This is a genomic window from Prauserella alba (genome assembly GCF_024171735.1).
GTDB lineage: Bacteria > Actinomycetota > Actinomycetes > Mycobacteriales > Pseudonocardiaceae > Prauserella > Prauserella alba.
The window spans coordinates 875,014-900,837 of sequence record NZ_JAMTCH010000005.1 but is presented as its reverse complement, the minus strand read 5'-3'; the positions used below and the strand labels follow the sequence as shown (position 1 = coordinate 900,837).

Sequence of the window (25,824 nt, the reverse complement as noted above, 5' to 3'; positions counted from 1 at the left end):
GCCCTGTTCGGCGGTCAGTCGACCGTGACGCCTGCCCTGGCGGAGTCCGCCGCGGCGCGAGGACCGGGAGGCCGGACCGGAGCGGGCGCGACGTCGTCAGAGGTGACGGTCGCGACCTCGGCGGCGGCCGACCCGGGCGCGACCTGCGTGGTGCCGGCCGGGCCGGATCCGGCGGACAGCTCGCGGGCCTTCTTGCGCCGCTGGCGGATGACGCCGGCGACCATGCCGATGACGCCGAGCACGATCGCGGCCAGCCCGACGGGGCCGAGCACTCCCAAGGTCATCGCGTTCGGGGCCGGCTGGGCCACCGTTTCGCTCGCCGGGGCCGCCGCCGCGGGGGCACTCGTGAGAGTCACTGCACCGAGCGTCGTCAGCACGGTCACGACCACGCTCGGCACGCGTGCCGAGCGCTTCGGATGAGCCGGATCCGGGTCCGAACTGCCCACCGCACGTCCTCCTGCATCAGCCGCACCGCCCTTCACCCCGCAAGGTGAAGTCGGCGACGACGAGACTACCGACAGTGTTGAAAGCGCCCCGTTGGCGCCACGACGCGGGTGAGACTAGCGACCCGCACGGACCAACATACGCACGGGGTCCGTGGCTGTTGTGTAAAACCCGCCGAGAGCAGCAACCGTCGCCGGCCGGTGCCGGTGACGAGCGGCACCCGGCGCACCGGGTTGCGACATCCGGGCGACCGTGGCGCCAACACCGTGGCGTCAACCCCGAAGGGCCGGCCCCGGCACGGACACCACTCGTCCGAACCAGGGGCCGGTGAACCGCGCGATCCCGATGGATCAGCCCACGATGATGCCGCGGTTGTAGCGCGCGGCCGCCTCGAGACGGCTGCGGCTGTAGCCCTTGATCCCGAGGCTGGCGCGCCCGGGATCCGACACGTAGAACTCGCCCGCCGAATTGGTGCCCCGCGCGACGACGTAGTGCCCGTAGCTCGGCGCACCGCCCAGCAGGACCCCGTGGTTCACGTTGAGGATCACGGGTTTCCCGTCGGCCGCGGCGGCGAGCGCGCTGGCGTAGTCCACCTTCCGCGCGTCCGTGTCGTACGCGCCGAGCCCCTGGATGAGGTGGCTGACGTCGGAACCCCACGTGCCGGCCGGGATCCGACACGCCTCACGCATGTTCATCACAGCCTCCTTGTGCGAGCCCGACGGCGGCCGGCCCAGCGCGTACAGCGTGATGACGGCTGAGGTCGGGCCGCAGTTCTCGTCGCTCATGGGGCCGGTGTCCATCTGGTTGATGACGACGAGCTCGCCCGAACCGCCGGGGTCGGGGTCAGGGTCGGGGTTCGAGCCCTTCGTGCGGCTGACACCGAGCGCGGCCATGGTCTTCGCGCCCGCGTAGCCGTCGACCGTGAGGCCGTGCGAACTCTGGAACCGTTCGACGGCCGACTGGGTGACGGGGCCGTAGTCACCATCGGTGACGACGCCGACAGCGGACTGCACGGCCTTGACGACCTCATCGAGCTCACCCTGCGTGACCGGACCCGCGTAACCGTCGACCACGAGACTGCGATCCGACTGGAACTCCTTGACCGCGCCGGTCGTCATCGGGCCGCCGTAGCCGTCGATCACGCCGCGGTAGTAGTAGAGCCCCTTGAGCGACTTCTGGATCTCGACCATCGTCCCGGCGTGTGCGGAGGTCGGCATCAGGACGGCGGCGGCAGCGGCCATACCGACGGCTGCGGTTCCCCGGAGCATGGAACGGCGTGTGACGGGCCTGGGGTTCTTCACGGTGCTTCCTTCCATCGTCGTGCCATGAGGCGACGGCGACACCGAGTGGTGATGTCACCCGTTTGCCAGCCGAGTGAAGCACCGGGAGTACACGGAGAGTACCGACGGAAGTCGCCACGGTCCTCGGTGACCTCCGTTCGTAGGGAAGGCGCAACGTCGCCGCGTCAGAACGTCCGGGCGAACGTGTCCCTCAACAGCCCGCTCAGCACCTCGGCGTTCGCGTCGAGTGCCACGTGCGCGTTCGCCGGCTCGGGCGCGCCGGGCCGGGTGTCGATCACGGTGCGGCCCACGGTCGTGGTACCGACCGTTTCGACGGTGACCGGGAGCGGACTTGTCCGGACCACGTCGGGCGGACCAGATAGGCGGTGCAGACGACGTCGTGCACCGGCGCCGCGTCGTCGCCCGTGCCACCGAAGTAGGCGTCGATGCGCCGTCCGATGAACCGGGCCGCCGCCGTGCCCGCGGAGGTGCCGAGCCCGGCGAGCTCGCGGCACGCCTCCCGGGTAACGACCGCACGATGTGTGGCGTCGAGCGTCATCAGCGTCAGCGTCGGGAATCCCGCCGTCAGGACCATCGCGGCAGCTTCCGGGTCGGCCCAGATGTTGAACTCTGCCGACGCCGTCACGTTCGCCGTGGCGTGGCCGCCTCCCATGATCACGATCTCGTCCACCGGGCCGGCCAGTCCGGGGTCGAGGGCGAGCGCGGCCGCGATGTTGCTGAGCGGCCCGACGGCGACGAGCGTGACCGGTTCGACCGCCTTACGCAGCGTCTCGATCAGGTACCCGACCGCGCCCTGCGCCTGCGCTCGACTGCTCGGCTCCGGGATGTCGAGCGCCGTCCCGTGCGGGTCATCCGCACCACCGGAGTCAAAATGCCGGGCCGAGGGAAAGTCGGGCCGCACGATCGGCCGCGCCAACCCGGGATGGACGGGTACCCCGGCACAGCCGATCCAGTCCAGGACGCGCAGCGTGTTGTCGGTCGTGGCAGCGAGCGGCACGTTGCCGTTGACGGTGGTCACGCCGATGAGCTCGAGGTCCGGACGGAGCGCCGCGAACATGAGCGCGACGGCATCGTCCGTCCCCGTGTCCACGTCCATGATCAGCCTGCGCACCAGCGAACCTCCGGAACCGGCGGACAACCGCGCCGACCCTAGCCGTCACGACGGTGGACGGAAACGGGATCGATCACGCCGCCGCAGCGCGGAAGCATGCAGCGGTGCTCAGACCGACGGCGACCAGTCGAAGGTCGCCGTCACCGGGGCGTGGTCGGACCAGCGCTGGTCGTACGTCGGTGCCCGCTCCACGACCACCGAGGTGCACGTCTCGGCCAGTCCCGGCGTCGCGGCGACGTAGTCGATCCGCCACCCCGCGTCGTTGTCGAACGCCTTGCCTCGGTAGGACCACCACGTGTACGGGCCGGGGCCCTCCGGGTCGAGCCTGCGCTGCACGTCGACGTAGCCCGCCTCGCCGAACACGCGGCTCATCCACTCGCGCTCGTTCGGCAGGAAACCCGAGTTCTTCCGGTTGCCCTTCCAGTTCTTCAGGTCGATCTCGGCGTGCGCGATGTTCCAGTCACCCATCACGACGACCTCACGCCCGTCGGCGGCCGCCTTCTCGCGCAGTTCGACCAGGTACGGCAGGAAAGCGTCGAGGAACCGCTCCTTCTCGTCCTGCCGCGGCGTGTCGACCTCGCCGCTCGGCAGGTACAGACTCGCCACGACGACGCCGGGCAGCTCCATCTCGACGTACCGCCCGCTCGCCTCGAACTCGGCCTCGCCGAATCCGATACGCGTGGCCTCCGGTTCGGACCGGCTGTAGAGCGTCGCGCCGTTGCGCCCCTTCACTTCGGACACGGCGTGCGCCGCGTGCCAGCCCTCGGGATCGACGAGTGCCTTCGGGATGGCGTCGAGGTCGGCGCGCACCTCCTGGCAGGCCACCACGTCCGCGGGCGTCTGCCCGAACCACTCGGTGAAGCCCTTCTTCGCGGCCGCGCGGATGCCGTTGACGTTGACGGTGGAAACGGTGAACACGCACCCCAGGCTATCCGCCCGCCCCGACGATTCCGCGCCCGGAACGGCGGCGCCGTGAAGGGAAGGGCACAGCTGTGGGGGCGCCCACCCGTCTCCCACCACCACCCACACGGACACGCTCCGCGTGGCGGTGCTCGACACATGCGCCCGAACGGTGTGACCGCGAGGGGAAGATGTGGCGCGTTGAATGCGACCAAGGTGCCCTTGGGGGCACTGGAACCGCTCAGTTGCGGTGTCAGCAGGAGGCGCCGTCGACGGGTTCGAGGAAGTCCTCCGCCGCCCACTCGCCGTCGGCGAGCTTGCGGAACCCGTCGCGCACCTCCGTCGTGGCGTCCGTCTCGGCGTCCTGTTCGAGGGAACCGACGACCTCGTCACCGGTGGACGGTCCCGACCGCACGTTCAGCACGTCGGCGTCGACCGTCATGGTGCAGCCGTCACCACCGTTGGACCCCTCGGCCTCCGAGCTCAGCTCACCCCCGGTCACCGCGTACAGCACGATCACGGCGATCAACGCGACGAAGATGAGCAGCGTCCGCTTCGGAATCCCGAGTATCACGAGTGCTCCTTATCCGTTCCCGACATGCACTCGCCCGGAGGGTACGGCCCGCGTTTCCCGCCCCGTAAGCCCCGGAAGCAGCAACCACTCGGCTCGGCGAACACCGGCCACGCACAGCGACGGGCCCCGGCAGGAGGTCGTCCTGCCGGGGCCCGTGGGAGCGAAACGGCCGCTCTCAGCCCTGAGCCATCTTCTTCTGGAGGTTCTCGTCCAGGGTCGCCAGGAACTCCTCGGTGGTCTGGAACGGCGTGTCGCCGCCGACCAGCAGCGCGAGGTCCTTGGTCATCTTGCCGCTCTCGACGGACTCGATGACGACCTGCTCGAGCTTGTTGGCGAAGCCGATCAGCTCGGAGTTGCCGTCCAGCTGGCCACGGTGCTCGAGGCCACGGGTCCAGGCGAAGATCGACGCGATCGGGTTCGTCGACGTGGCCTTGCCCTGCTGGTGCTGGCGGTAGTGCCGGGTCACCGTGCCGTGCGCGGCCTCGGCCTCGACGGTGCGGCCGTCCGGGCTGCGCAGCACCGACGTCATCAGGCCGAGCGAGCCGTAACCCTGCGCGACCGTGTCGGACTGCACGTCACCGTCGTAGTTCTTGCAGGCCCAGACGTAGCCGCCGTCCCACTTGAGCGACGCGGCGACCATGTCGTCGATCAGCCGGTGCTCGTAGGTCAGGCCCTTCGCCTCGAAGTCGGCCTTGAACTCCTTCTCGTAGATCTCCTCGAAGGTGTCCTTGAACATGCCGTCGTAGGCCTTGAGGATCGTGTTCTTGGTCGACATGTAGACCGGGAACCCGCGGTCGAGGCCGTACTGCAGCGAGGCACGCGCGAAGTCCTCGATGGACTTGCGGTAGTTGTACATACCCATCGCGACGCCGCCGCCCTCGGGGAAGTTCGCCACCTCGAACTCCATCGGCTCGGAGCCGTCCTCGGGCGTGTAGGTCATCGTGACCGTGCCGGGGCCGGGGACCTTGAAGTCCGTGGCCTTGTACTGGTCACCGTGGGCGTGACGGCCGACGATGACCGGCTTCGTCCAGCCCGGCACCAGCCGCGGGACGTTCTGGATGACGATCGGCTCGCGGAAGATGACGCCGCCGAGGATGTTGCGGATCGTGCCGTTCGGGCTCCGCCACATCTTCTTCAGGCCGAATTCCTCGACGCGGGCCTCGTCCGGCGTGATCGTGGCGCACTTGACGCCGACGCCGTGCTTGTTGATGGCGTTCGCCGCGTCGACCGTGATCTGGTCGTCGGTCCGGTCGCGCTCCTCGATCCCCAGGTCGTAGTACTCGAGGTTCACGTCGAGATACGGGTGGATCAGTTTGTCCTTGATGAACTGCCAGATGATGCGGGTCATCTCGTCGCCGTCGAGTTCGACGACGGTGCCCTCGACCTTGATCTTGGCCATGAGCTGGCGGCGCTCCTCTCGCTTTCGCGTCGCGGATCTCGCGTTCGTGTTCGCCTGATACCGCTGCGCATTAGCCGTTGCGTAGCGGTACAAGCGTACTGCTGAATGGACACCGGCCCGGCGCCCCCTGGTTACTGGCGAGTACGCCCCGGGACCACAGCGACGCCGACAAATCGCAGCTCACCACGCAATCTACGTGCCCTGAGCACCCGAGTGCAGACATCGGCAGAATCGATCACGTGGGATCGACCACGCCCCACGACAGCGCGCCCACAACACCCGCCCACGAGACCCTGCCGACGACACCCGGCGACGGTGCCGCGACAGGACCGGCTAGGACTGACAGCCATGCGACTGGGAATCAAGACCAAACCCGAGCACACGCCGTGGCCGGAGCTGCTCGACACCTGGCGGGCCGCCGACGACATCGAGCTGTTCGAATCGGCGTGGAACTGGGACCACTTCTACCCGCTCTCCGGCGACCTGACCGCGCCGAACTACGAGGCGTGGACGATGCTCGCCGCCATGGCGCAGGCCACCCGCCGGATCCGCCTCGGCTGCCAGGTCACGGGCATGATCTACCGCCACCCCGCGGTGCTGGCGAACATGGCCGCCACGACCGACGTCATCTCCGGCGGCCGATTGGAGATCGGCCTGGGCGCCGGGTGGATGCGCCAGGAGTGCGAGGCCTACGGCATCGAACTGCCACCGCTGCGCGAGCGATTCGACCTGTTCGACGAGGGCGTGCAGGCGGTCATCGGGCTGCTGTCGCAGGAGGTCACCGACTTCGCGGGCAGGCATGTGCAGCTGACCGGCGCGCGCTGCGAACCGAAGCCCGTGCAGCGGCCGCACCCGCCGATCGTGATCGGCGGCACCGGCCCGAAACGCACCCTGCGGGCGGCCGCGCGGTGGGCCGGGCAGTGGCACGCCGGCGCCCGGTCGCCGCAGCACTGGCGCGAACTCGACGACGTGCTGCTCGCCCACTGCGCCGACGTCGGCCGCGACCCGGCGGAGATCACCCGGTCGGTGAACGTCCGGGTACACGCCGAGACCGGCATCGGACCGGCCGTCGAGGAGGCCGCCGCCTACCGCGATGCAGGCCTCGACCTGGTGGTGTTCAACCTGCCGCACCACGTGCCCGCCGGATATCTCGACCAGCTGGCCGAGGCCGCGGCACCACTGGTCACCCAGCCGCCCGGCGACCCGGCGTGATCGATTGGCCGAGCGGTGCTGCCGCTCCTACGCTGGGCTGCACCGGCAACCGCACTCAGCGGAGGTGAACCTCATGCAGGCAGTAGTCGGCGACCGGATCCGCGTGCACGGCCGGGTCGTGGGCGAGCCCGAACGACTGGGCGAGATCGTCGAGGTCCGCGGCGATGCGGGCACTCCGCCCTATCTGGTGCGCTTCACCGACGGTCACGAACGGCTCGTCTTCCCCGGTCCGGACTGCGAGGTCGAGGACACCCACACGCAGCAGCCGGGGTGACCGGGCGCCGTCGAACGACGGCCGACGCTCCCGCCCCACCCGTGTGCAGGGCCCGTCGTATGCAGGGCCCGTCGTATGCAGGGCCCGTCGTATGCAGGGCACTCGTGCGCAGGGTCGGCCGCGTGGCAACAGCCCTGCGCACGGGCGCGGAACGGCACCGGTCGCGAGGCACGCGGCGGGCCCGCACGCGTTACCACCCCGCGCCGTGGCGATCGTCACCGACCGTAGGTACAGCGCCGGGATGACAGCCGGACACCGATTCGTTCACACTTGAGTACAGAGCAGTTATCCGCGATGGCCCGCGGCCGACTGTTCTTTTTTTGCGACGTCACTTGAACGATCCAGTCGATCAGGCCTCCCGAGCCGTCGAACCGAACGATCGAGTCCCGTCACCCCGCCCCGCCCGCGCGCCGGTGAACGTCACCGCGTGGGCGTAAGCCCGGCCCCCGATCAGCGACGACCACCACCGGGCTGCCCCGACCCGACCCGCTCCCCGAGAGGAGAACCGTGCCCGTCGCGCTGCTCGCGCTGGCCATCGGTGCCTTCGGCATCGGAACGACCGAATTCGTCATGATGGGCGTGCTGCCGCAGGCCGCCGCCGATTTCGGGGTGTCGATCCCCGCCGCCGGCCACTTGATCTCCGCGTATGCCCTCGGCGTCGTGGTGGGTGCTCCCCTGCTCACCGCCGTCGCCGTGCGGCTCCCCCGTAAGACGATGCTCATGGCGATGATGGGCCTGTTCATCGCCGGCAACACCCTGTTCGTCCTGTCCCCCAACCACGAGCTGGGCGTGCTGTTCCGGTTCGTCGCAGGCCTGCCGCACGGCGCGTTCTTCGGCGCGGGGGCCGTCGTCGCCGCCAGCCTCGTCGACCGCGGCGCCAAGGCCAAGGCCGTGTCGATGATGTTCATGGGCCTGACGCTCGCGAACGTCGTCGGTGTGCCGCTCGGAACCCTGCTCGGCCAGCAGTTCGGCTGGCGCGCGACGTTCGCCGTCGTCGCACTGATCGGCGTCGTCGCACTGGTCGCCGTGATGCGGCTGGTGCCGTACCAGGGCGCGCCCGCGGGTGCGTCGCTGCGCGGCGAGGTGGCCGCCTTCCGCAAGCCGCAGGTGTGGCTGGCGCTGGCGATCGTCACGTTCGGCATGGGCGGCGGCTTCGCCTGCCTGAGCTACGTGACGCCGATGATGACCGACGTCGCCGGATTCGACCCCGCGACCGTGACACTGCTCCTGTCGCTGGCCGGTGTCGGCATGACGCTGGGTAACTTCCTCGGCGGGCGCCTCGCCGACCGCAATCCGACGCCCGCGCTGTGCGGTGCGCTGGCGAGCCTGGCCGTCGTGCTGGCGATGTTCACCGTCACCGCAGGCAGCAAGGTCGGCGCGACGATCACGATCTTCCTCGTGGGCGTGACCTCGTTCATGGTCGGCCCGATCCTGCAGGCCCGCGTGATGGAGAAGGCGGGCGGCAGCCCGTCCCTGGTGTCGGCGGCGATCCAGTCGGCGTTCAACATCGCCAACTCGATCGGCGCCTACCTGGGCGGCCTCGTCATCGCGGGCGGACTCGGCCTGGTCTCCCCCAACCTGGTCGGCGCGGTGCTGGCGGCACTCGGGCTGAGCCTGGCCGTCGTGGCCGCGGTCACCGAACGGCGGGAGAAGGCCACCTCCCTCGGTGCCGCACGCACCGAGGAATCCGCACCGGCCGAGGAACCCGCGCTGGTGTGACTCCGGCGTCGACGTCCGGTCGACCCGCCGGGTGCGCTCCGCGTGCCCGGCGGGTCAGCCGAACGGACCGCCCGTGATCGTCAGGGCGTCGAAGACGATGAGCCCGCCGAGTGCGACGTAACAGAGCACGTCGACCACGCGACCGCGGATCGCGAGGAGACCGGCCTGCGCGTCCGAGAGCACGACCCGCAGCACGGCGGCGACCAGCAGGGCCCCGCCGATCAACGCGGTTCCCTGGCGCCAGTGGTACTGGCCGATCCGGATCCCGCCGATGGCCACGAGCAACAGCACCGCGGCCAACGGCACGTGCACGAGCCACGCCCGACGGCCGGCCCCGTCGCCGGTGCCGCGCCCGGAGTGGTCGGGGGCGGTCACGCCTCAGCCCTCACGCCTCAGCCCTCACGCCTCAGCCCGCCGCGCGCTCGGCGGCCTCGACGACGTTGGAGACGAGCATCGCGCGGGTCATCGGGCCCACCCCGCCGGGGTTGGGCGACAGGAATCCGGCGACCTCGTCGACACCCGGTGCGACATCGCCCGCGAGCTTGCCGTCGACCCGTGAGACGCCCACGTCGAGCACCGCGGCACCCGGCTTGACCATGTCCGGGGTGATCAGGCCGGGCGACCCGGCGGCCGCCACGACGATGTCGGCGCGCCCGACCTCGCTCGCCAGGTCACGCGTGCCCGTGTGGCACAACGTGACGGTGGCGTTCTCGCTGCGGCGCGTCAGCAGCAACCCGATGGTGCGGCCCACGGTGATCCCGCGGCCCACCACGGTGACGTTGGCTCCCTTGAGGGGCACGTCGTACCGGCGCAGCAGCTCGATGATGCCGAGCGGCGTGCACGGCAGTGCGCCCTGCTCGCCCAGCACGAGCCTGCCGAGGCTGATCGGCGCGAGCCCGTCGGCGTCCTTCTCAGGGGGAATGCGCTCGAGGATCGCGTTCTCGTCGAGGTGTGCCGGCAGCGGCAGCTGGACGATGTAGCCGGTGCACGCCGGATCGGCGTTCAGCTCGTCGATGACCTTCTCGAGCTCGACCTGCGTGGTGTCCTCCGGCAGATCCCTGCGGATCGAGTTGACACCGACCTTCGCGCTGTCGGAGTGCTTGGCCTTCACATACGAGTGCGAGCCCGGGTCGTCCCCCACCAGCACCGTCCCGAGGCCGGGCGTGATGCCCCGCTCCGCGAGCGCGGCGACCCGAGGGGTCAGCTCCGCGAAGATGGCGTCCTTGGTGGCCTTGCCGTCGAGAATCGTCGCCGTCACGTCGTTCAGTCTCCCAATCCCGCTAACCGTGTTCCCGCCCGGCCGGACGTTTCCGCCCGCCGAGCGATGCGACGCCGATGGCCAGCAGCGCCACGCCGCACGCGACGACCGTCGAGGTCGTCAGCCCGTTCCCTCCCGCCGGCAGGAACGCGTCGAGCAGCATCGACCCGACGAGCTGTCCCGCCACCGTGCTCAGTCCGAGCAGCAGCACGCCGATCCACGACACGACGAACGAGGCGACGGCGATGAACACGATGCCGACGAGCCCGCCGAGGTACAACACCGGGTTGCCGGGCAGCCCCTCCGGGAGGCCGTGCAGGGCGAGCGAGACCAGCCACGCGAGCACCAGCATCACCGTGCCCGTGGTGAAGTTGACGAGCGCGGCCGTGAGCGAGCTGCCCGCGGCGGCCCCCACGTGCCCGTTGAAAGCCTGCTGCACCGCCATGCCCGCACCGGCCGCGAACGGCAGGATCAACAGGGCGATGCGCCCGGCGCCCGCCTCGCCCGCGACGTCCCCGGCCACGGCACCCGCGACGGCTGCCACGGTCATCAGCGCTCCTGCCACCCGCAGCACCGTGGTGGGTTCCTTGCCCGACGGCCCCAGTCCGAGCCGGTCGACGAACAGGCCGCTGACGGTCTGCCCCGCCACGACGCCCACGGTGAACAGCGCGACGCCGATGAGCGACACGGTGAGTGATTGGCCCAGCACATACGTGCCGCCCGCGATGCCTCCCAGGAAGTGCCAGGGACGGAGCCTGCCGCTGCGCAGCGCGGCCACGGCGGCGCGCGTTCCGGTGCGCATCGGCCGCGACACGGCGAGCCAGCCCAGCAACAGCAGGAGGCCACCGCCGAAGGAGAACACGGCGGCGAGCGCGGAGTCGCCGAGTTCGGCGCCGAGCTGGCCGTTGATGCGAGACTGGAGGGACATGCCGAGTCCTGCGGATACGGCGAGCACCACGCCCCACAGCTGCCGGGTGCCGGAGGTGGGCGTGGGTGCGGTCGAGGTGGCGGGTTCCGGTGCCGGACCCGCACTGGCGGTGGCCATCGCCCGCCATTGTGCGCGCACGCGGGGTCCCCGCTGCGGGTGTCACCACCGGAGTGTGTCCGCGCCCACTCCCGGCTCGTCGTTGCCGCTGACAGCCGCGCCACAGGGTGAGACGCACAGCTCATGTACCCGGTGGCCGTGCATTCGCGAAACCTATTAGCCAAGATGTGGGCGTGGCACTTCCGACCCAGCTGAACGCGACCGAGCAGGACACGCTGGTCAAGCAGATCGGCCTCTCGCTGCTGAGGGCCGCCCCGCGGGACTGGCGAAGGGTGACCGCGGTGTACCGCGCTGTGGGGAGGTATCACGAACTCACCGGCGAGGTCGTGACCGCCGACGGCACGACGCAGGAGTGGGTGGCGACCCACGACATCGCGACGCTGTTCGGCAAACTCCGCGCCGGGATGTACCGCGAGGGCCGTGGCACCTGGTTCAACGCGCGCTACCAGCTGGACCACCCGTCGAGTTACAACCTCGAGTACGACCGCGACGAGCCCTCCTGGGACCTCGCACCGCCGTCCCAGGCCTACGCCGACGAGCTGCGCATGTTCCCCCGTTCCGAGGAGAACGTGCCGGACTGGCTGATGCGCCGCATGGCCGGACTCGGCCCGGAGCGTTCCGGGCCGCGGTTCCGCATGGCCCGCATCTTCGACGGCGCGGGCCCGAACGGCCCCGTCGTCACCCGGCCCGAACTCGACCCGGACGAACGGGACCGCGTACTCGCCTATCTCGACGGCGCTCCGACCGTGGGACCCGCCCGCGGCTACGACGTCGACCGGCTCGCCCCCGACCAGTCCGCCGAGGTGCCGATCGCGTTCCACAGCGACGGATCGTGGATCTGGCCCGCCGCCGTGCCCTACTACCTGCGTACCCACGGGGTCGCGCCGGAGGCGGACCTGCTGCAGCACATCCGCGCCACTGGGTTCACGGTTCCCGAGGTGCCCGACGAGACCCGCCAGGCCGCGGCCGCCCACGTGGCGCACGGCCAGGGCCCGCAACAGGCCCCGCAGCAGGGACCGCCCCGGGTACCCGGCGCGGACCTTCCCGGTGCCGATGCGGCTCAGCCGACGACCCAGACCCCGCCGGTCGCCCCGGAGCGTGTCCAGCCGCCGGATTCCCAGTCGCCGGATTCCCAGCCCTCGGAGTCCTGGCTTTCGGAGTCCCAGCACTCGGAGTCCCAGCGGCAGGACCAGGCCGGCCACGCGGCCGACGCGCCTGCGGAACCGGCGGTCGGCTCGGACGACTCCACCGGCACCGGCGCGATCGCAGCCGGCGCCGCGGGCATCGCGGGTGTGGGCGCCGCCGGTCTCGCGGGCGCCGCGGGTGCACGGAACGGCGCGGAGTTCGGAGACGCGCCCGTGCGTCCGGACCCTGTCGACCCCGACGCCCCCGAGTTGCCGGTGCGCCGCCCCGGCAAGGCCGCCCAGGAACTCGACGAGCAGTTCAGCGGCATCAACGGCACGGACCACGCGAGCAGGATGAGCCCGGTGTCGCCGTTCACCCCCGCCGACGGTGACGACGCCGGTACCGGCACCGATGAGGACGCCGTGGCGGGCGGGTCCGGCGCCATCTCCCCGGAGACTGTGGTTCCCGAGACCGCGGTTCCCGGGACGGCGGCCTCCGGCACGGCGCCGCCGCAACCCGATGCCGACGACTACGTCGACCCCGAAGCCGAAACCGCGTCCTACACGCTGCCGGGCCGCGGCGACGAAACCGGCCCGGCAGGTCGCGACGACCTCTCGTCCGACGATGCGCCGATGAGCGCACCGGCAGGCGGGTACGACGTCGACGAGCCGTTCGGCGGCGCTTCCCAGAGCGAACCGCTGCACGAACAGGGCACCGCCTTCACGCCGATCCCCACGTTCGGCGACGAGGCACGACCCGGCCGCGACACGGGCGCCACGCCGGATGACCCCGCGCGCGCCGAGGCCGGTGCCGGCGATGCGGCGGCGGGTGACACCGACTTCGACCGGACTCCGGGCGGGGTGGACGACGATCCGGCCGACTTCGGTGCAGCCGCACCGGGCCGTGCCGAACCGGATTTCGACTCGGGTCCGCCGACGACGATCACCTCACCGGTACGGGCCGACGGTCCGCCGCCTGCGGACCCGAACCGGGACGAGGCAACGCCGCCGTTGGAGGACCGGCCGGCAGCCACGCACGGCCCGACCGGCCCGCAACAGGACCGGCACCCGGGTCAGGAGCCGCCCGCCGAACTGGACGAGGAACGGACCGCCCCGACACCACGGCAGGACTTCGACCAGCCCGAGCCGCCCACGGCATCCGGCACGACCGGTGCCGCCGCCCTCGGTACGGCCGGGGCACTGGGCGTCGCCGGTGCCGCCGCGGCAGGCTTCGCGGGCCGGGACGACACAGGCGAGTACGACGACGCCCCCGCCCCCGATGACCGGGTCCCCGGTGACCGCGGTGGGTACGACCTCCGGGGTCACGGCGACGAGGACTACGGCGACCGGGATTACGGCAGCCGGGACTTCGAGAATCAGCACTACGGGGACCGGCGGGACTTCGGCGATCCCCGCGGCTTCGACGACTCCCGCGGTTACGGCGACCGGCACGACGTCCCCGACCGCGGCGGCGACGTCGACGACCGGGACGGCCGGAGCTCGGCCGTCGAGCCGGACCCCGGACCGCCCACGCAGATCGGCAACATGCCACCGCAGGATCCGGAGCTCGACGATCTGCAGGACAAACTCGACGAGCTCGAAGTGCCGGACGAGTACTACGCGCTGGGTGTGCCGTCCGACTACGGCTGGAGCCTCGAACGGGTCAGCGACGGCTGGCGGGTCGGCTGGTACGACGGCGAGCTGAAGAGCACCGCCGTGTTCGGCGACGCCGCGGACGCCAAGGCGTTCATGCTCGGCAAGGTCCTGCTCTCCCCCGACGGTGTCGACGAGGTTCCCGAACAGCCCGCCCACGGCGACCCGGAGTTCGAACAGGTTGCGCCGGAGCCGCCGGACGCGGGTTCGTCCCGTCCACTGCTGGCGACCCTCACGCCCGAGATCGCCACCGGAACGCGCCAGGTCTCGGAAGAACCGTTCGCGCAGACACGGACGGTCTCCCCCGCCGACGATCCCGCAAGCCGCGGCGGCCCCGTTCCACAGGCCGCACCGGCGCCGGTGCGGGAACCGGTGGCTCAACAGGCCGCGGCGACCCAGCACCGGCCCGCCGCGGGCGAACCGCAGCAGGCAGCGCGCCCACAGGCCGGGCAGGGCGGCCAGCAACCGGGTGGGCAGCAGTGGCCGATCCAGCCGTTGCCCGGCGAACCACCGCTGACACTGTTCCGCGGCAAGGAGATGCGCACGCTGCCCGTGGGCAGTGAGCTCGACCGGTTCGGCGGGGCGAACGGCAACCTGACCTACGCTGCGGGCACCCCGTTCGAGGAACGGTCGCTCGTGCCGGAGTGGGTCAACCGTCCGTACCACGTCTACCGCGTCCAACGGCCGCTCGAAACACTGGCGGGCGTGGCCATCCCGTGGTTCAACCAGCCCGGCGGCGGTGCGGCGTACATGCTGCCGGCCTCCATCGAGGAGCTGCTGGCCGACGGCGACATCATCGAACTCGAACCCGGCGAGCCGCCGGTCGACTGAACCCGGAACAGCGACAGGTGTCGAGCCCGCGTGGACGTACCGCGCGGGCTCGACCCCTGTTCGGAGCCGTTCCTCGGTGCAGCCCCGTTCCCCGGTGCAGTCCCGTTCCCTGCGCAGCCGCGCCCCTCGTCGAGTCCGGTTCGCCCCGGGTGTTCAGCTCACGACCAGGCCGTGGGCGGCGGCGAACAGGACGGCCGTGTCGACGTCGACCCGCGTGCCCGACATCTCGGCCGCCGCCAGCGCGCGCACGTCCAGCCGCGCGCCGCGCAGATCCGCCTCGGTCAGCCGGGTGCCGTTCAGTCTGGTCCCGGTCAGGTCCGCCTGCCGCAGGTTCGCTCTGCGGAGGTCGGCTCCTGCCAGGTTGGCCTCGCGCAGCCGCAGCCCCGACAGGTCCATGCCGCGCAGCACGGCTTCGGCCAGCGACACGAGCGTCAGGTCGCAGTCGGTCAGCGTGACCGTGCGGAGACCACAGTCGACGAACACGCTGCCGAGCAGTGAGCACCCCGTCCATGCGGAGTCGCCCAGCATGGTGCGGTCGAACGTGCACGTACGGAACGCCGAGTTGCGGTGCACCGACTCACCGAAGTCGGTACGGGTGAAGTCGCAGTGGTCGAACATGCACCCGGTCGTCGCCAGTTCACGCAGGTCGGCATCGGTGAAATCGCAGCGGACGAACCGCCTGCCCGCCCACCGCTGTCCGGAGAGCACGGCGTCGCGGTAGTCCTCGCCGGACTCCACCGCGGCGCCGGACGCGCCGGCGTGGCCCGCAGCAGGCTCGGGATCGGCGGGGTCGTGGTCCGGATCGGCGGGGTCGGGGAAGTGCACGCCGCCAGAATCGCACACCCTCTCGCAGCGGCCCGCTCACCGGAAATCCCTCGACTTCGCGGTGATCCGCATCGGCAGATGCTGCAACCGGTCGGCACGCAGATTGACCACCTCGTCGGTGCGTTCGACGACACCGCGCACCAGCATCGCCGAACTCGACCGCGCCACCCGGTGGTAGCGCTCCCACAACCCACGGGTGCAGACCACGTTGATCATGCCTGTCTCGTCCTCGAGGTTGATGAACGTGATGCCGCCCGCCGTCGCGGGGCGCTGGCGATGGGTGACGGCTCCTCCGACGAGCACCCGCGTGCCGTCGGCGATCCGCTGCAGCTCCTGCGCGGGGACGGCTCCGAGCGCGTCGAGCCGGGGGCGGATGAACTGGGTCGGGAAACTGTCCGGCGACAGCCCCGTCGCCCAGACGTCCGCAGCCGCCAGGTCGACCTCGTCCATGCCGGGTAGCGTCGGTGCCTCGGTCGCCGGTGTGGTGCCGGGAAGACTCTCCGGCCGTTCCTGCGCCACGGCCCCCGCGGACCAGAGCGCTTTGCGCCGCTCTCCCCGCACCTCATCGAAGCAGCCGAAGGCGCCCGCGGTGGCGAGTGCCTCCCACTGCGGGGTGGTGAGCCGGACCCGCCTGGCGACGTCGGCCATGTCGCGGTACGGGCCGTGTTCCTCCCGTTCGGCCACGAGTTCCTCCGCCGCGGACGTGGGGATCGTACGCACCGCGGCGAGTCCTATTCGGACGGCGTGCGTGGCCGCGGCCGTACCGCCGGTCCCGGAAGCGGCCGATTCACCTGCCGATCCGGCTGTGGCCACGGGGCCCGCCGCGGATCCGGTCACGGCGGCGCCGTGCCGCAACGGCGTTCCGGCTCCGCTACCTCCGTGCGGGGCGAGCGGTTCCAGGCGGGCGAAGGAGTCACTGGCGTTGATGTCGGGGCCGCGGACCTCGACACCGTGCCTGCGCGCATCGGCCGTCAGCGACTGCGGTGAATAAAACCCCATCGGCTGCGCCCGCAACAGCCCCGCGCAGAAGGCATCCGGGTGGTAGTACTTGAAGTACGCACTGGCGAACACGACGTACGCGAAGCTCAGCGCGTGACTCTCCGGGAATCCGAAATGGGAGAACGCGCGCATCCGCTCGAAGATGTGGGCGGCCATGTCGCGATCGACCCCACGTGCCGCCGCGCCGTCGTAGAACCGCTGCCGGAGACGCTCCATCTTCCGCTCGGACCGTTTCGACCCCATGGCGTGGCGCAGCGTGTCCGCCTCTGCCGCGGTGAATCCGGCGACGTCGACGGCGAGCTGCATCATCTGTTCCTGGAACAGCGGCACCCCGCAGGTCTTGCCGAGCGCGTTCGCCAGCAGCGGATGGTCGTGCTGCCATTCCTCGTCCCCGTTGGCACGCCGGATGTACGGATGCACCGAGCCGCCCTGGATCGGGCCGGGGCGGATCAGGGCGACCTCGATGGCCAGGTCGTAGAACTTCCTCGGCTTGAGCCGGGGCAGGGTCGCGAGTTGCGCCCTGCTCTCCACCTGGAACACCCCGATGGCGTCCGCGCGCCGCAGCATCGCGTAGACGTTCTCGTCGTCGAGCGGCAGATCACTCAGGTCGACGTCGATTCCCTTGTCCTCGTGCACCATGTCGCGCATGTAGTGCAGGGCCGACAGCATTCCCAGACCGAGCAGGTCGAACTTGACCAGTCCGCCCCACGCGCAGTCGTCCTTCTCCCACTGCAGAACGCTCCGCTTCTCCATGCGTGCCCATTCGACCGGGCACACCTCACTCACCGGGCGGTCACAGATGACCATGCCTCCGGGGTGGATGCCGAGGTGCCGCGGCGCGTGCTCCAGCGCGCCCGCCACGTCGAGCACCCCCTCCGGGATGTCGTGATCGGACTGCTGCCGGAGCCGGTGGAGCGGCCCCCAGTGGTCGATCTGCTTGCTCCACGCGTCCTGTTGTCCCGGCGAGTACCCCAGTGCTTTGGCCGCGTCGCGGACCGCCGAGCGGGGACGGTAGGTGATCACGTTCGCGACCAGTGCGGTGCACAACCTGCCGTACTTGCCGTAGACGTATTGGATCACCTCTTCCCGCCGGTCGGATTCGATGTCCAGATCGATGTCCGGGTAGCCGTCGCGGTCCGGGGCGAGGAACCGTTCGAAGAGCAGTTTCCACTTCACCGGATCGACCCGCGTAATGCCGAGCGCATAGCAGACGGCGGAGTTCGCCGCCGATCCTCTGCCCTGGCAGAGGATGTCGCCCCGGCGGCAGAACTCCACGATGTTCCAGACGATCAGGAAGTACCCGGGGAAACCGAGGCGTTCGATGACGTCGAGTTCGTGGTCGAGCTGGGCGTGCGCATCCGGGTTCCGTTCCCGCGGGCCGTAGCGCCGCGTCGCCCCCTCTGCGGTCACCGCACGCAGGTGGCCTGCCTCGTCACGACCGTCCGGAACCTCGAACGGCGGCAGCTTCGGCGCGAGAACCTCCAGCGGGAAGGCGTACCGCTCGGCAAGCAGCGCGGCACGCTGGACCGCGCCGGGATAGCGGGCGAACCGGGCGTGCATCTCGGCGCCCGACCGCAGGTGCGCCGCCCCGGACGCGGCGAGCCAACCCTCCATCTCGTCGAGACTGCGCCGCGCGCGAATCGCCGACACCGCCTGCGCCAGGTGGGCCTGCTGCGGCCGTGCATAGTGGACCGCTCCCGTGGCGACGGTCTGCAGCCCCAGGTCGGCGGCGATCTCGGCGAGACGGTCGTTGTGGGCGCTGTCTAGCGGCCCGCCGTGGTCGATCAGTTCGACGTACACGTCGTCGCGGCCGAACCGGTCGATCAACCCGCGCAGGGCCGCGGCCGCGGCGTCCGGCCCACCTTCGGCGAGCCCCCGCCGGACGGAGCCCTTGCGGCACCCGGTGAGCACCAGGCACCTGCCCGCGACCTCCTCGGTGATCTCGTCCAGGTCGTAGACCGGCCGCCCTTTCTCCGCCCGCTGCCCCGGGGGCGGCTCGTGGTCGTGCCCGCGGAGCTGGCCGGACGTGACGGCTCGGCACAGGCTCGTGTACCCGCCCGCGCCCTTCGCGAGCAGCAACAGATGCTCCCCGCCAGGGTCGGCGGCCCCGGCGGGCGGTTCGGACAGCCCGAGGCTGAGTTCCGCCCCGAACACGGTGCGCATGCCGACTTCCTTGGCTGCCTCGGCGAAGCGTGCGGCGCCGTACAGGCCGTCGTGGTCGGTGAGCGCGATGGCGTCGAGTTCCAGCCGCGCCGCTTCCTCGACCAGGTCCTCCGGATCGCTGGTGCCGTCGAGGAAGCTGAAGTTCGAGTGGCAGTGCAGTTCGGCGTACGGCACGCGGCCCGCGGCTCCGGCGTCGTCGTGGCCGGGTGGGGGCAGGTCCGAGGGCTTGGCGTACTTGTCCCGGCTGCGCCCCCACGCCGGGCTGTCGTTTCCGTCGCCTGCCTGGTCCTTCCGGTCACCGGAGTCGCCGGGCAGCGGATCACGGCCCGACAGGGTGCGTTCCAGGTTCCGCCACGGGACAGGCGGATTGTTCCACCCCATGACTCAGTTCCGCCCCATGTCTCAGTTCCGCCCCATGGCTCATTCGCCTTCCGGGGACCGTCTGGGTTCGGGAATCAGCTGCCGCAGCAGGGTCGCCGAATCCGGCGGGGCCGCCGGGTCCCGGTGCTGCTCGCGGGGCCGGGAATCGGCGGCGCCCGGCAGCGACTCGTCATGCATCAGTCGTACACCCCTTCTACTGTCCACTTCGGATTTCCACGTTCCTGCCACCGCAACAGCACCGCGATCGGCTGCCCGTCACCGCCGGGTTCGAGGACGACCTGCAGCCGGACACGGCGACCCCGGTCACCTGGCACCCACCAGCGCGCCGTGACCGGCCACGGACCCGCCCAGTTCTGCACCCGTCGCGGCCTGCCGTCGCCGAACGCGACGGTCCGCGGCCACGCGGTGAGCCGGTGCCGGTCGGTGACGTCGAGCTGCCGCCCGTCCTCCCCCGCGACCACGGCGGGACACGGTTCGTCGAACACGGTCGCCGGCGACGGGCTCGGCAGCCGCTGCGGCCACGGCGCGTCGTGACCGCCGGCCGGGGTGCGGCGGTCTCCCCACGGCACGAGCCGTACCTGCTCGGCCGGGCCGCGGCCGCCGTCGAACACGGCGGTGCAGACCCCTTCGGGACCGAGCAGTCCCTGGACGTGCACCAGTGCGCGGGCCGCCTTGTCCGCTTCCGGCGTGTGTTCGGCGCCGGAGCCGCCCGCCCACAGGCCCAGTTGCAGCGCACTGCCATCGACGGTCTCCTCCGGTTCGAGCCGGAGCACGGTCACCCCGGACGTCGGCGCGTCCTCCCTGCCGCGGGTCACCCAGCCCTCGAACTGCCATCGCACCCGGTCCGCGATGCCGTCCGGGGTGAGCGGTTCGCCGCAGCGCCAGCTGCGGCCGAGCTCCTCCCCGTGTTCGGTCGTGGCATGGATTCCCAGCCTGGTGCAGGCGAGGCCGCGGGCCGCGAGTCCCTCGTGGAACCGGCTCGCCAGGGTGCGAGCCAGGAACGCGGCGGCGTCGACCCGTTCGAGCGGCGGGTCGCAGGTTTCGGTCACGGCGAGATCGGGTGCCGGACGGCGCCTGCCGGGTGGCCGTTCGTCCCTGCCGCTCGCCAGCCGGTGCGCCAGTGCCCCGTCTGCCCCGAACCGGGCGAGCACGTCCCGCTCAGTCAACTGCGCGAACGCACCGAGCGTGCGGATTCCCAGGCGCCGCAACAGGTCCACCAGTTCACGGCGGCCGCTGCCCGGCTGGTCGAGTTCCTGCACCCCGAGCGGGGCCAGGAACTCCGCGGCCGTCCCCTCCGGCACCGGCCGTGCCCGATGGGCGGCCAAGGTCGCCGCGAACAATCCTTCGGAGACACCGATCTGGCATTCGGCCCCTGTCCGTGCCGACACGTGGTCGACGAGCCGTTCCAACAGTCTGCGTTCGCCGCCGAAATAGCGGGCCGCCCCCGCGACCGGCACGGCCACCACACCGGGCCGCACCACCTCCACCCCGACGATCAGTTCCTCCGTCGCCGTCGCCACGGTCTCGAAGAGGCGGGCGTCGCGGTCGGTGTCGTCGGCGAACACGGCCAGCTCGGGACAGCGGGCCTGGGCCTCGCGACGCCGCATGCCACGCCGGACCCCGACGGCACGCGCCACCGCCGAACACGCCACGACCCGGTTCGCCGCCAGCACCGCGGCGGGTTCCGCCGGGGAGATGCCCGACTCGGCAGCGGCAGCCACCACCGGCCAGTCCGGGCACCACAGCACCAGCAACCGCGGCGGCCGCGCTCGTCGGGACGTCCGCGGGGAATCCGCTGACGAACGCTGCGGGAGGGTGGTCATCCTGCTCGCACCTCCCGCAGCGGCGGAGTGGTTCCTGCGGGTTCGGCGCGCGCGATCGACCCGTCCTCCCCCGGCAGCAGCAGGGGAACGCGTTTCGTGCGCGCCGCGCCCCGCCTGCCCGCCGTCTCGACGAGGACCTCACGCTGTGCGAGGTACCCGTGGCCGCCGTCCGCTCCGGACCAGTTCACAGCCGCGCAGCGCAGTTCGACCTCCGTACCCGGCCACGACCCGGCCGTCAGCAGCACCGCACCGCGATTCCTCGCCCGCGCCGACAACCGCCGGGCGAGGTTCGGCTCCCCGGCCCCACCCGCTCGATCCGCGGGAACGACCACCAGATCGACCCCGTCCAGCAAGGCCGCCGCCACCCGGGGAAGATCCGCACCGGGACGGGGAATCAGCGCGAGCCGATGCACCGCCACCCCGAGTTCTCGCGCCGCGAGCACGCCGAGTCGCGGCATCCCCACGACCGCGGCCCACGATCCGCGGGTGGTCGCCTCGGCAAGGAGCGCCAGCAACAACGACGTCGACCCGCTGACCGAGACCGTGCTGCCGCGGCGCAATCCGCCCCATGGCACCAGCTCCGCCAGCGCGGAAGCCACGGGGAGCACCCTGTCGCCGGCACCCGCCGCCGGCTCACCCATGGCCTCGGTGGCGAACTCGGAACCCGCACCACCGCCGTTCACACCACCGCCGATCGCACCGCTACCGTTCACACCGCGGCGCCCACCGCCTTGATCACTACCGTCCCCACCGCCGTGATCACTGCCCGCGGGCGCCGCGGCCACCTCGGACTCCACGAGGCCCACGGAACCCGGCTGCCCCGCAGCAGCCCGCGACGACGCCGCGGGCACCGATCGCGAAGCCGACGCGATCTCACCCGCCGTGCCCACACCGGGCAACGACGCCAGCCGGGCCACGGTGTCGGCGACACTTCCACCGCCCGCGGGCACCGGGCTTCCCGGCGCCGCCGATTCCCCCGCGTCCGGCGGCTCCCCCCTACCCTCAGCGACTCCGTACTCAACAGCGGCGTGCTCAGCAGCGGCGTCCTCAACAGTGGCGTCCTCGGCGGCTCCATCCTCAGCGGCGGCGTTCGCAGCGATGCCGTTCGCAGCGGCCGTATCCACCGCAGTCGTGTTCATCGCAACAACCGGGACGGACATCGTGCTCACCTCCCCTCGCACCCCGGACCGGTCGACCCGATCACCGGGCCGGAGACCACTGGACCGGAGACCACGAACTAGAACTCTTGTTCGACCACCTACATAGAACACAGGTTCGAAGAAAGTGTCAAGCGGTCTCCATCACAGAGTCCCGGCGAGCCCGCGACCGCGTTGCCGCCCGCGGATCGGGTAGAGCCACCATGGGCAGCGGCGACATCGTCCTGATGCGGCATGATGGAGGGATGAGCGAGCGGACGGCACGGGTGTTCTCGTGGGTCGCCGCAGCCGCAGCCGCAGCCACAGCCACAGGTGACGACAACGGTCACATCTCGATGGCGGCGTTGTGCCGCGCCGCACACCTGCAACTGGGCGTCGACGGGGCGAGCGTGACGGCGATGACCGGCCCCGGCACGCACACCCCGATCGCCGCCTCGGGAGAGCTGGCGGCGGAGCTGGAGGAGCTGCAGGTCACCTTCGGCGAAGGCCCGTGTCTCGCGGCGTTCACGTTCTCCTCGCCGATGTTGGTCCCGGATCTGGCCGAGGTCACAGCCCGCTGGCCCGGGTTCGCCGGGGCCGCCCTCGAACGCGGCGTCGGTGCGGTGTTTGCGTTCCCGCTTCACGCGGGCACGATTCAATTGGGGGTACTCGAACTCCACCGCGCCGCCACGGGGCCGATGACAGCCGAACAACTCGCGAACACGCTGGTCTTCGCAGACCTGGCGCTGCAGCTACTACTGGACAGCTCCTCCGGTATCGACCGTCGGCCCGGCTACCGGCCGACCGACGAGATCTCGCACGGCCGGGATGTGGTGCACCAGGCGACCGGCATGGTCGCCGTACAGCTGGGAGTGGACATGGCGGAAGCGCTGGCCCGACTACGAGCCCGCGCGTTCACCGAAGACGTCCCGTTGAACGAGGTCGCGGCCGATGTGGTGACCCGCCGACTACGTTTCGACCCCCAAGCCGGCCCCGAAGAAAAACCGGAATGAACCAAGCACAGGGCGACAATCCGGATGTTCCCGAGCGGGGAGATCTCGTATGGTGAGAGGAATGGCAATGCGGGAACAGCGTGTGACCGACGCTTTCGTCGAGCTGGCGGACACCCTGGTCGCCGGCTTCGACGCGGTCGAGTTCCTGCACACGCTGACCGAACGGTGTGTGGAGCTGCTCGACGCCGACACCGCGGGTCTGTTGCTGTCCGACGAGCGCGGCTCGCTGCGCCTGGTCGCGGCTTCCACCGGCGAGACTCGGCTGCTGGAGCTGTTCGAGCTGCAAGAGCAGGAGGGGCCTTCCCTGGAGTGCTATCACAGCCGCCAGGTAGTGACCCTGCCCGATGTGAACCAGGAGACCGAGCGGTGGCCGCGGTTCACCGCGACGGCGGCCGAACTGGGCTTCTCCGGGGTACACGCCATCCCGATGCAGCTGCGGACACAGATCATCGGCACCCTCACACTGTTCCGAACGCATCCGGACGGCCTCGACGAGGCCGACGCGAGACTGGGCAAGGCACTCGTGGACGTGGCCACCATCGGCCTGTTGTCCGAACGTGCGGTGCGCCATCAGGAAATGGTCACCGAGCAACTGCAGACGGCGCTGAACAGCCGCGTCACCGTCGAACAGGCCAAGGGCGTCCTCGCCGAACGCCACGGCGTGACCACGGATCAGGCCTTCGCCGCGATGCGCCGGCACGCCCGTAGCCGCAATCAGCGCCTGGACGAGGTCGCAGGCGAAGCCATCGCGGGCGGACTCCGCATCGCCGACACCGGCACCGACGGTTTGACTCTTACCCACACACGATCCGGACGTACGTGACCCCGGGCCGCCGAATTCCGCATGTTGCCTGTCGGGAAAATCCTGTTAGATTCACTTCGGGTGCACGGCAGGATCGGTTCTCGGCCTCACGCCGGTTCTCCGCATCACGTCGGCGCGCATCCACGCTCAACGCCCACCCCGGACCCCGGTGGCACCGCAACGTCCTAAGGGGTCCGGCATGCGCGCATGGCTTCCGTTCACGCAATCCACGTGCGGTCCGACGCAATCGTCCCGCGCCACGGCCGGGGGCACGGCCGGATGCCCGTTACTGCGATGGGACGTCCGTTCCCACGGTCGCCTCGTCGTCGCGACCGCCGACGGGGAACTCGACCTCGCCACCACACCCTCGCTCGCCGAAGGACTCTCACCGGGCGTCACGGCGGGCAACCACGTCGTACTGGACGTCACCCGGCTGACGTTCTGCAGCGCCGCCGGGCTGGGCCTGTTCACCACGCTGCACCGCCACACCGAAGCCACGGGCGGATCGCTGCGGCTGGTCGCGCCGAGCGCCGCGCTGCGACGGGTGCTCGACCTCGTCGCGCTCGACGAGGTCCTGCTGACCGCACCGGACATCACGAGCGCCGTCCGCCTGGCGCTCACGGGGAGGAACGCCGCAGCCGAAACCGGCCTTGTGATGCGATCGCCCCTGCCCGGCCCGCCAGCCAGGTGACGGCCCATTCCAGTGGGCCGCGGCCCACGAACCGCCGCCACGCCATGGCGAACGCGACGGCGACGGCGACCTGAACCAGGTACCCGCTGAGGGCGCCGAACCGGTCGAGCGGTGAGTTCAGGAACACGATGTGCGCCGAGTACACCGTCAGCGTGAGCGCACCGATGGCCGCGAGCGGACTGGCGAGCAGCCGGGCGAGAGCACCCACCTTCGGCGCGTTCGTGAGCAACAGCAGCGCGCCGAGCAGCGCCGTCGCCGTCCCGGTCGTGTGCAGCAGATCCAGCGGCGTGCTCGAATGCCGGGCGTCCACGGCCAGCCACCACCAGCTCGTCGTGGGCGTCGTTCCCGGCGCGCCGAACTCCAGCACGCCGTCGACGACACTGGACCCGTCGACCGCGACGAGCCTGCCACGGCCGCCGAGCGGGCCGAGCAGCAGAGCGGACAGCGCGGAGGCGACCGCGGCGAGTGCCGCACCTCCGGCGAGCAGCCACGCGTCGACGCGCAACGACGACAGCCGGAGCCGGCCGATGACCAGTCCTGCGCAGAGATAGGCCGTCCAGGGCAGGGCGGGGTAGATGCCGGTGACCGCCAGTTCCGACAACAATCCGAGGGGATCGTCGACCAGGTATCCGAACGACGGGTTGGCATAGCTCGGCTCGGGCAGGACGTCGCGGAACAGCTGACTGAGCGTCGGCACGACCGCAGCGACCGCGGCGCCGGTGACGAGCAGCAGCCGCGTGCTCAGGAACACGAGCGGGATCGCCAGCAGGAACAGCACCGCGTAGAACGGCAGGATCACCGCGGCGATGTCGCTGTCGGTGTAGCCCAGCGCCAGGCCCAGGAGACCGACCGCCAGAGCCCGTGTGACCAGCGACGCCGTGACCGGCCGCCACCGCGCGCGGGGGACCTGCTCCCGTCGCGTGGTGAAGGCGATACCGACACCGGCCAGCACGGCGAAGGTCGCGGCGGACCGACCGGACACGATCGAGTACCACCAAGCCGGATCCCCGCTGCTGCCCGCGATGTACAACGCGTGCACGGCCATCATGCCGAGCACGGCGATGCCCCTGGTCGCGTCGACACCGGTCAGCCGCGACGTCGCGGTCGGCGACGCGGCAGGCGAACGGGTTCGAATGCCCATGAGTC

At 71.1% G+C, this 25,824-nt stretch carries 22 protein-coding genes; 7 read left to right on the top strand and 15 right to left on the bottom strand.

The window, feature by feature from the left end; genetic code table 11:
• Nucleotides 1-14 precede the first annotated feature (14 nt).
• From LY12_RS19815 to LY12_RS19790, 6 genes are all read right to left on the bottom strand, one after another.
• Nucleotides 15-446 (bottom strand): hypothetical protein, encoded by a 432-nt coding sequence (locus LY12_RS19815; RefSeq protein WP_253858817.1) that lies wholly within the window; start codon nt 444-446, stop codon nt 15-17.
• A gap of 348 nt (nt 447-794) precedes the next feature.
• On the bottom strand, nt 795-1,712 hold the full coding sequence (locus LY12_RS19810) for a peptidoglycan-binding protein (protein ID WP_253858816.1): 918 nt from the start codon (nt 1,710-1,712) through the stop codon (nt 795-797).
• A gap of 307 nt (nt 1,713-2,019) precedes the next feature.
• Entirely contained in the window at nt 2,020-2,883 is an 864-nt protein-coding gene (locus LY12_RS19805; RefSeq protein ID WP_253858815.1) for a nucleoside hydrolase, read from the bottom strand.
• 81 nt (nt 2,884-2,964) lie between these two features.
• Nucleotides 2,965-3,774, bottom strand: a complete 810-nt coding sequence (locus LY12_RS19800; RefSeq protein WP_253858814.1) for an exodeoxyribonuclease III — start codon at nt 3,772-3,774, stop codon at nt 2,965-2,967.
• Between the two features lie 235 nt (nt 3,775-4,009).
• A complete protein-coding gene (locus tag LY12_RS19795; RefSeq protein WP_253858813.1) occupies nt 4,010-4,330 on the bottom strand; it encodes an SH3 domain-containing protein in 321 nt (106 codons plus the stop codon).
• A 175-nt stretch (nt 4,331-4,505) separates the two neighbouring features.
• A complete protein-coding gene (locus tag LY12_RS19790; protein ID WP_253858812.1) occupies nt 4,506-5,729 on the bottom strand; it encodes an NADP-dependent isocitrate dehydrogenase in 1,224 nt (407 codons plus the stop codon).
• A 348-nt stretch (nt 5,730-6,077) separates the two neighbouring features.
• Here LY12_RS19790 and LY12_RS19785 point away from each other — a divergent pair, with 348 nt between their 5' ends.
• The 3 genes from LY12_RS19785 to LY12_RS19775 all read left to right on the top strand — a co-directional run bounded on the left by LY12_RS19785 (nt 6,078) and on the right by LY12_RS19775 (nt 8,934).
• Nucleotides 6,078-6,941 (top strand): TIGR03560 family F420-dependent LLM class oxidoreductase, encoded by an 864-nt coding sequence (locus tag LY12_RS19785; protein WP_253858811.1) that lies wholly within the window; start codon nt 6,078-6,080, stop codon nt 6,939-6,941.
• 73 nt (nt 6,942-7,014) lie between these two features.
• A complete protein-coding gene (locus tag LY12_RS19780) occupies nt 7,015-7,215 on the top strand; it encodes a DUF1918 domain-containing protein (RefSeq protein ID WP_253858810.1) in 201 nt (66 codons plus the stop codon).
• A gap of 507 nt (nt 7,216-7,722) precedes the next feature.
• The gene (locus LY12_RS19775) at nt 7,723-8,934 is read left to right on the top strand and encodes an MFS transporter (protein WP_253858809.1); all 1,212 of its coding nucleotides are present in this window, start codon (nt 7,723-7,725) and stop codon (nt 8,932-8,934) included.
• 54 nt (nt 8,935-8,988) lie between these two features.
• On the opposite strand, the gene LY12_RS19770 is transcribed toward LY12_RS19775, so the two are convergent.
• Genes LY12_RS19770 through LY12_RS19760 form a run of 3 tightly spaced genes read right to left on the bottom strand, consistent with a single transcriptional unit; the run spans nt 8,989 to nt 11,237 of the window.
• On the bottom strand, nt 8,989-9,309 hold the full coding sequence (locus tag LY12_RS19770; RefSeq protein WP_253858808.1) for a DUF3017 domain-containing protein: 321 nt from the start codon (nt 9,307-9,309) through the stop codon (nt 8,989-8,991).
• A gap of 31 nt (nt 9,310-9,340) precedes the next feature.
• Nucleotides 9,341-10,192: a bifunctional methylenetetrahydrofolate dehydrogenase/methenyltetrahydrofolate cyclohydrolase gene (locus tag LY12_RS19765; protein ID WP_253858807.1), complete on the bottom strand. Its 852-nt coding sequence runs from the start codon at nt 10,190-10,192 to the stop codon at nt 9,341-9,343.
• Nucleotides 10,193-10,214: 22 nt separating this feature from the next.
• Nucleotides 10,215-11,237, bottom strand: a complete 1,023-nt coding sequence (locus LY12_RS19760) for a DMT family transporter (RefSeq protein ID WP_253858806.1) — start codon at nt 11,235-11,237, stop codon at nt 10,215-10,217.
• Nucleotides 11,238-11,410: 173 nt separating this feature from the next.
• Here LY12_RS19760 and LY12_RS19755 point away from each other — a divergent pair, with 173 nt between their 5' ends.
• Complete coding sequence (locus LY12_RS19755) at nt 11,411-14,845, top strand: glycohydrolase toxin TNT-related protein (protein WP_253858805.1); 3,435 nt, start codon at nt 11,411-11,413, stop codon at nt 14,843-14,845.
• Between the two features lie 153 nt (nt 14,846-14,998).
• Here the strand turns inward: LY12_RS19755 and LY12_RS19750 are convergent, their stop codons facing one another.
• From LY12_RS19750 to imuA', 5 genes are all read right to left on the bottom strand, one after another.
• Nucleotides 14,999-15,583 (bottom strand): pentapeptide repeat-containing protein, encoded by a 585-nt coding sequence (locus LY12_RS19750; RefSeq protein ID WP_253858929.1) that lies wholly within the window; start codon nt 15,581-15,583, stop codon nt 14,999-15,001.
• A gap of 123 nt (nt 15,584-15,706) precedes the next feature.
• Nucleotides 15,707-19,213, bottom strand: coding sequence for an error-prone DNA polymerase (locus LY12_RS19745; RefSeq protein ID WP_253858804.1), 3,507 nt, complete (start codon nt 19,211-19,213; stop codon nt 15,707-15,709).
• Between the two features lie 39 nt (nt 19,214-19,252).
• On the bottom strand, nt 19,253-19,390 hold the full coding sequence (locus tag LY12_RS19740; RefSeq protein ID WP_253858803.1) for a hypothetical protein: 138 nt from the start codon (nt 19,388-19,390) through the stop codon (nt 19,253-19,255).
• Complete coding sequence (locus tag LY12_RS19735; protein WP_253858802.1) at nt 19,390-21,036, bottom strand: DNA polymerase Y family protein; 1,647 nt, start codon at nt 21,034-21,036, stop codon at nt 19,390-19,392. Before LY12_RS19735 ends, LY12_RS19740 begins: the two co-directional genes overlap by 1 nt.
• Complete coding sequence (imuA', locus tag LY12_RS26290; RefSeq protein ID WP_372493565.1) at nt 21,033-22,196, bottom strand: DnaE2-dependent mutagenesis accessory factor ImuA'; 1,164 nt, start codon at nt 22,194-22,196, stop codon at nt 21,033-21,035. The genes LY12_RS19735 and imuA' overlap by 4 nt, the downstream gene beginning before the upstream one ends.
• A gap of 242 nt (nt 22,197-22,438) precedes the next feature.
• Here imuA' and LY12_RS19725 point away from each other — a divergent pair, with 242 nt between their 5' ends.
• The 3 genes from LY12_RS19725 (at nt 22,439) to LY12_RS19715 (ending at nt 24,678) form a co-directional block, all read left to right on the top strand.
• Nucleotides 22,439-23,185, top strand: coding sequence for a GAF and ANTAR domain-containing protein (locus tag LY12_RS19725; RefSeq protein ID WP_253858801.1), 747 nt, complete (start codon nt 22,439-22,441; stop codon nt 23,183-23,185).
• A 67-nt stretch (nt 23,186-23,252) separates the two neighbouring features.
• Nucleotides 23,253-24,008, top strand: a complete 756-nt coding sequence (locus tag LY12_RS19720) for a GAF and ANTAR domain-containing protein (protein ID WP_253858800.1) — start codon at nt 23,253-23,255, stop codon at nt 24,006-24,008.
• A gap of 178 nt (nt 24,009-24,186) precedes the next feature.
• Nucleotides 24,187-24,678 carry an STAS domain-containing protein gene (locus LY12_RS19715; protein WP_253858799.1) on the top strand — a complete coding sequence of 164 codons (492 nt, stop codon included), beginning with the start codon at nt 24,187-24,189 and terminating at the stop codon, nt 24,676-24,678.
• Here LY12_RS19715 and LY12_RS19710 read toward each other — a convergent pair.
• Entirely contained in the window at nt 24,605-25,819 is a 1,215-nt protein-coding gene (locus LY12_RS19710) for a heparan-alpha-glucosaminide N-acetyltransferase domain-containing protein (protein WP_253858798.1), read from the bottom strand. The genes LY12_RS19715 and LY12_RS19710 overlap by 74 nt on opposite strands.
• Nucleotides 25,820-25,824 lie beyond the last annotated feature (5 nt).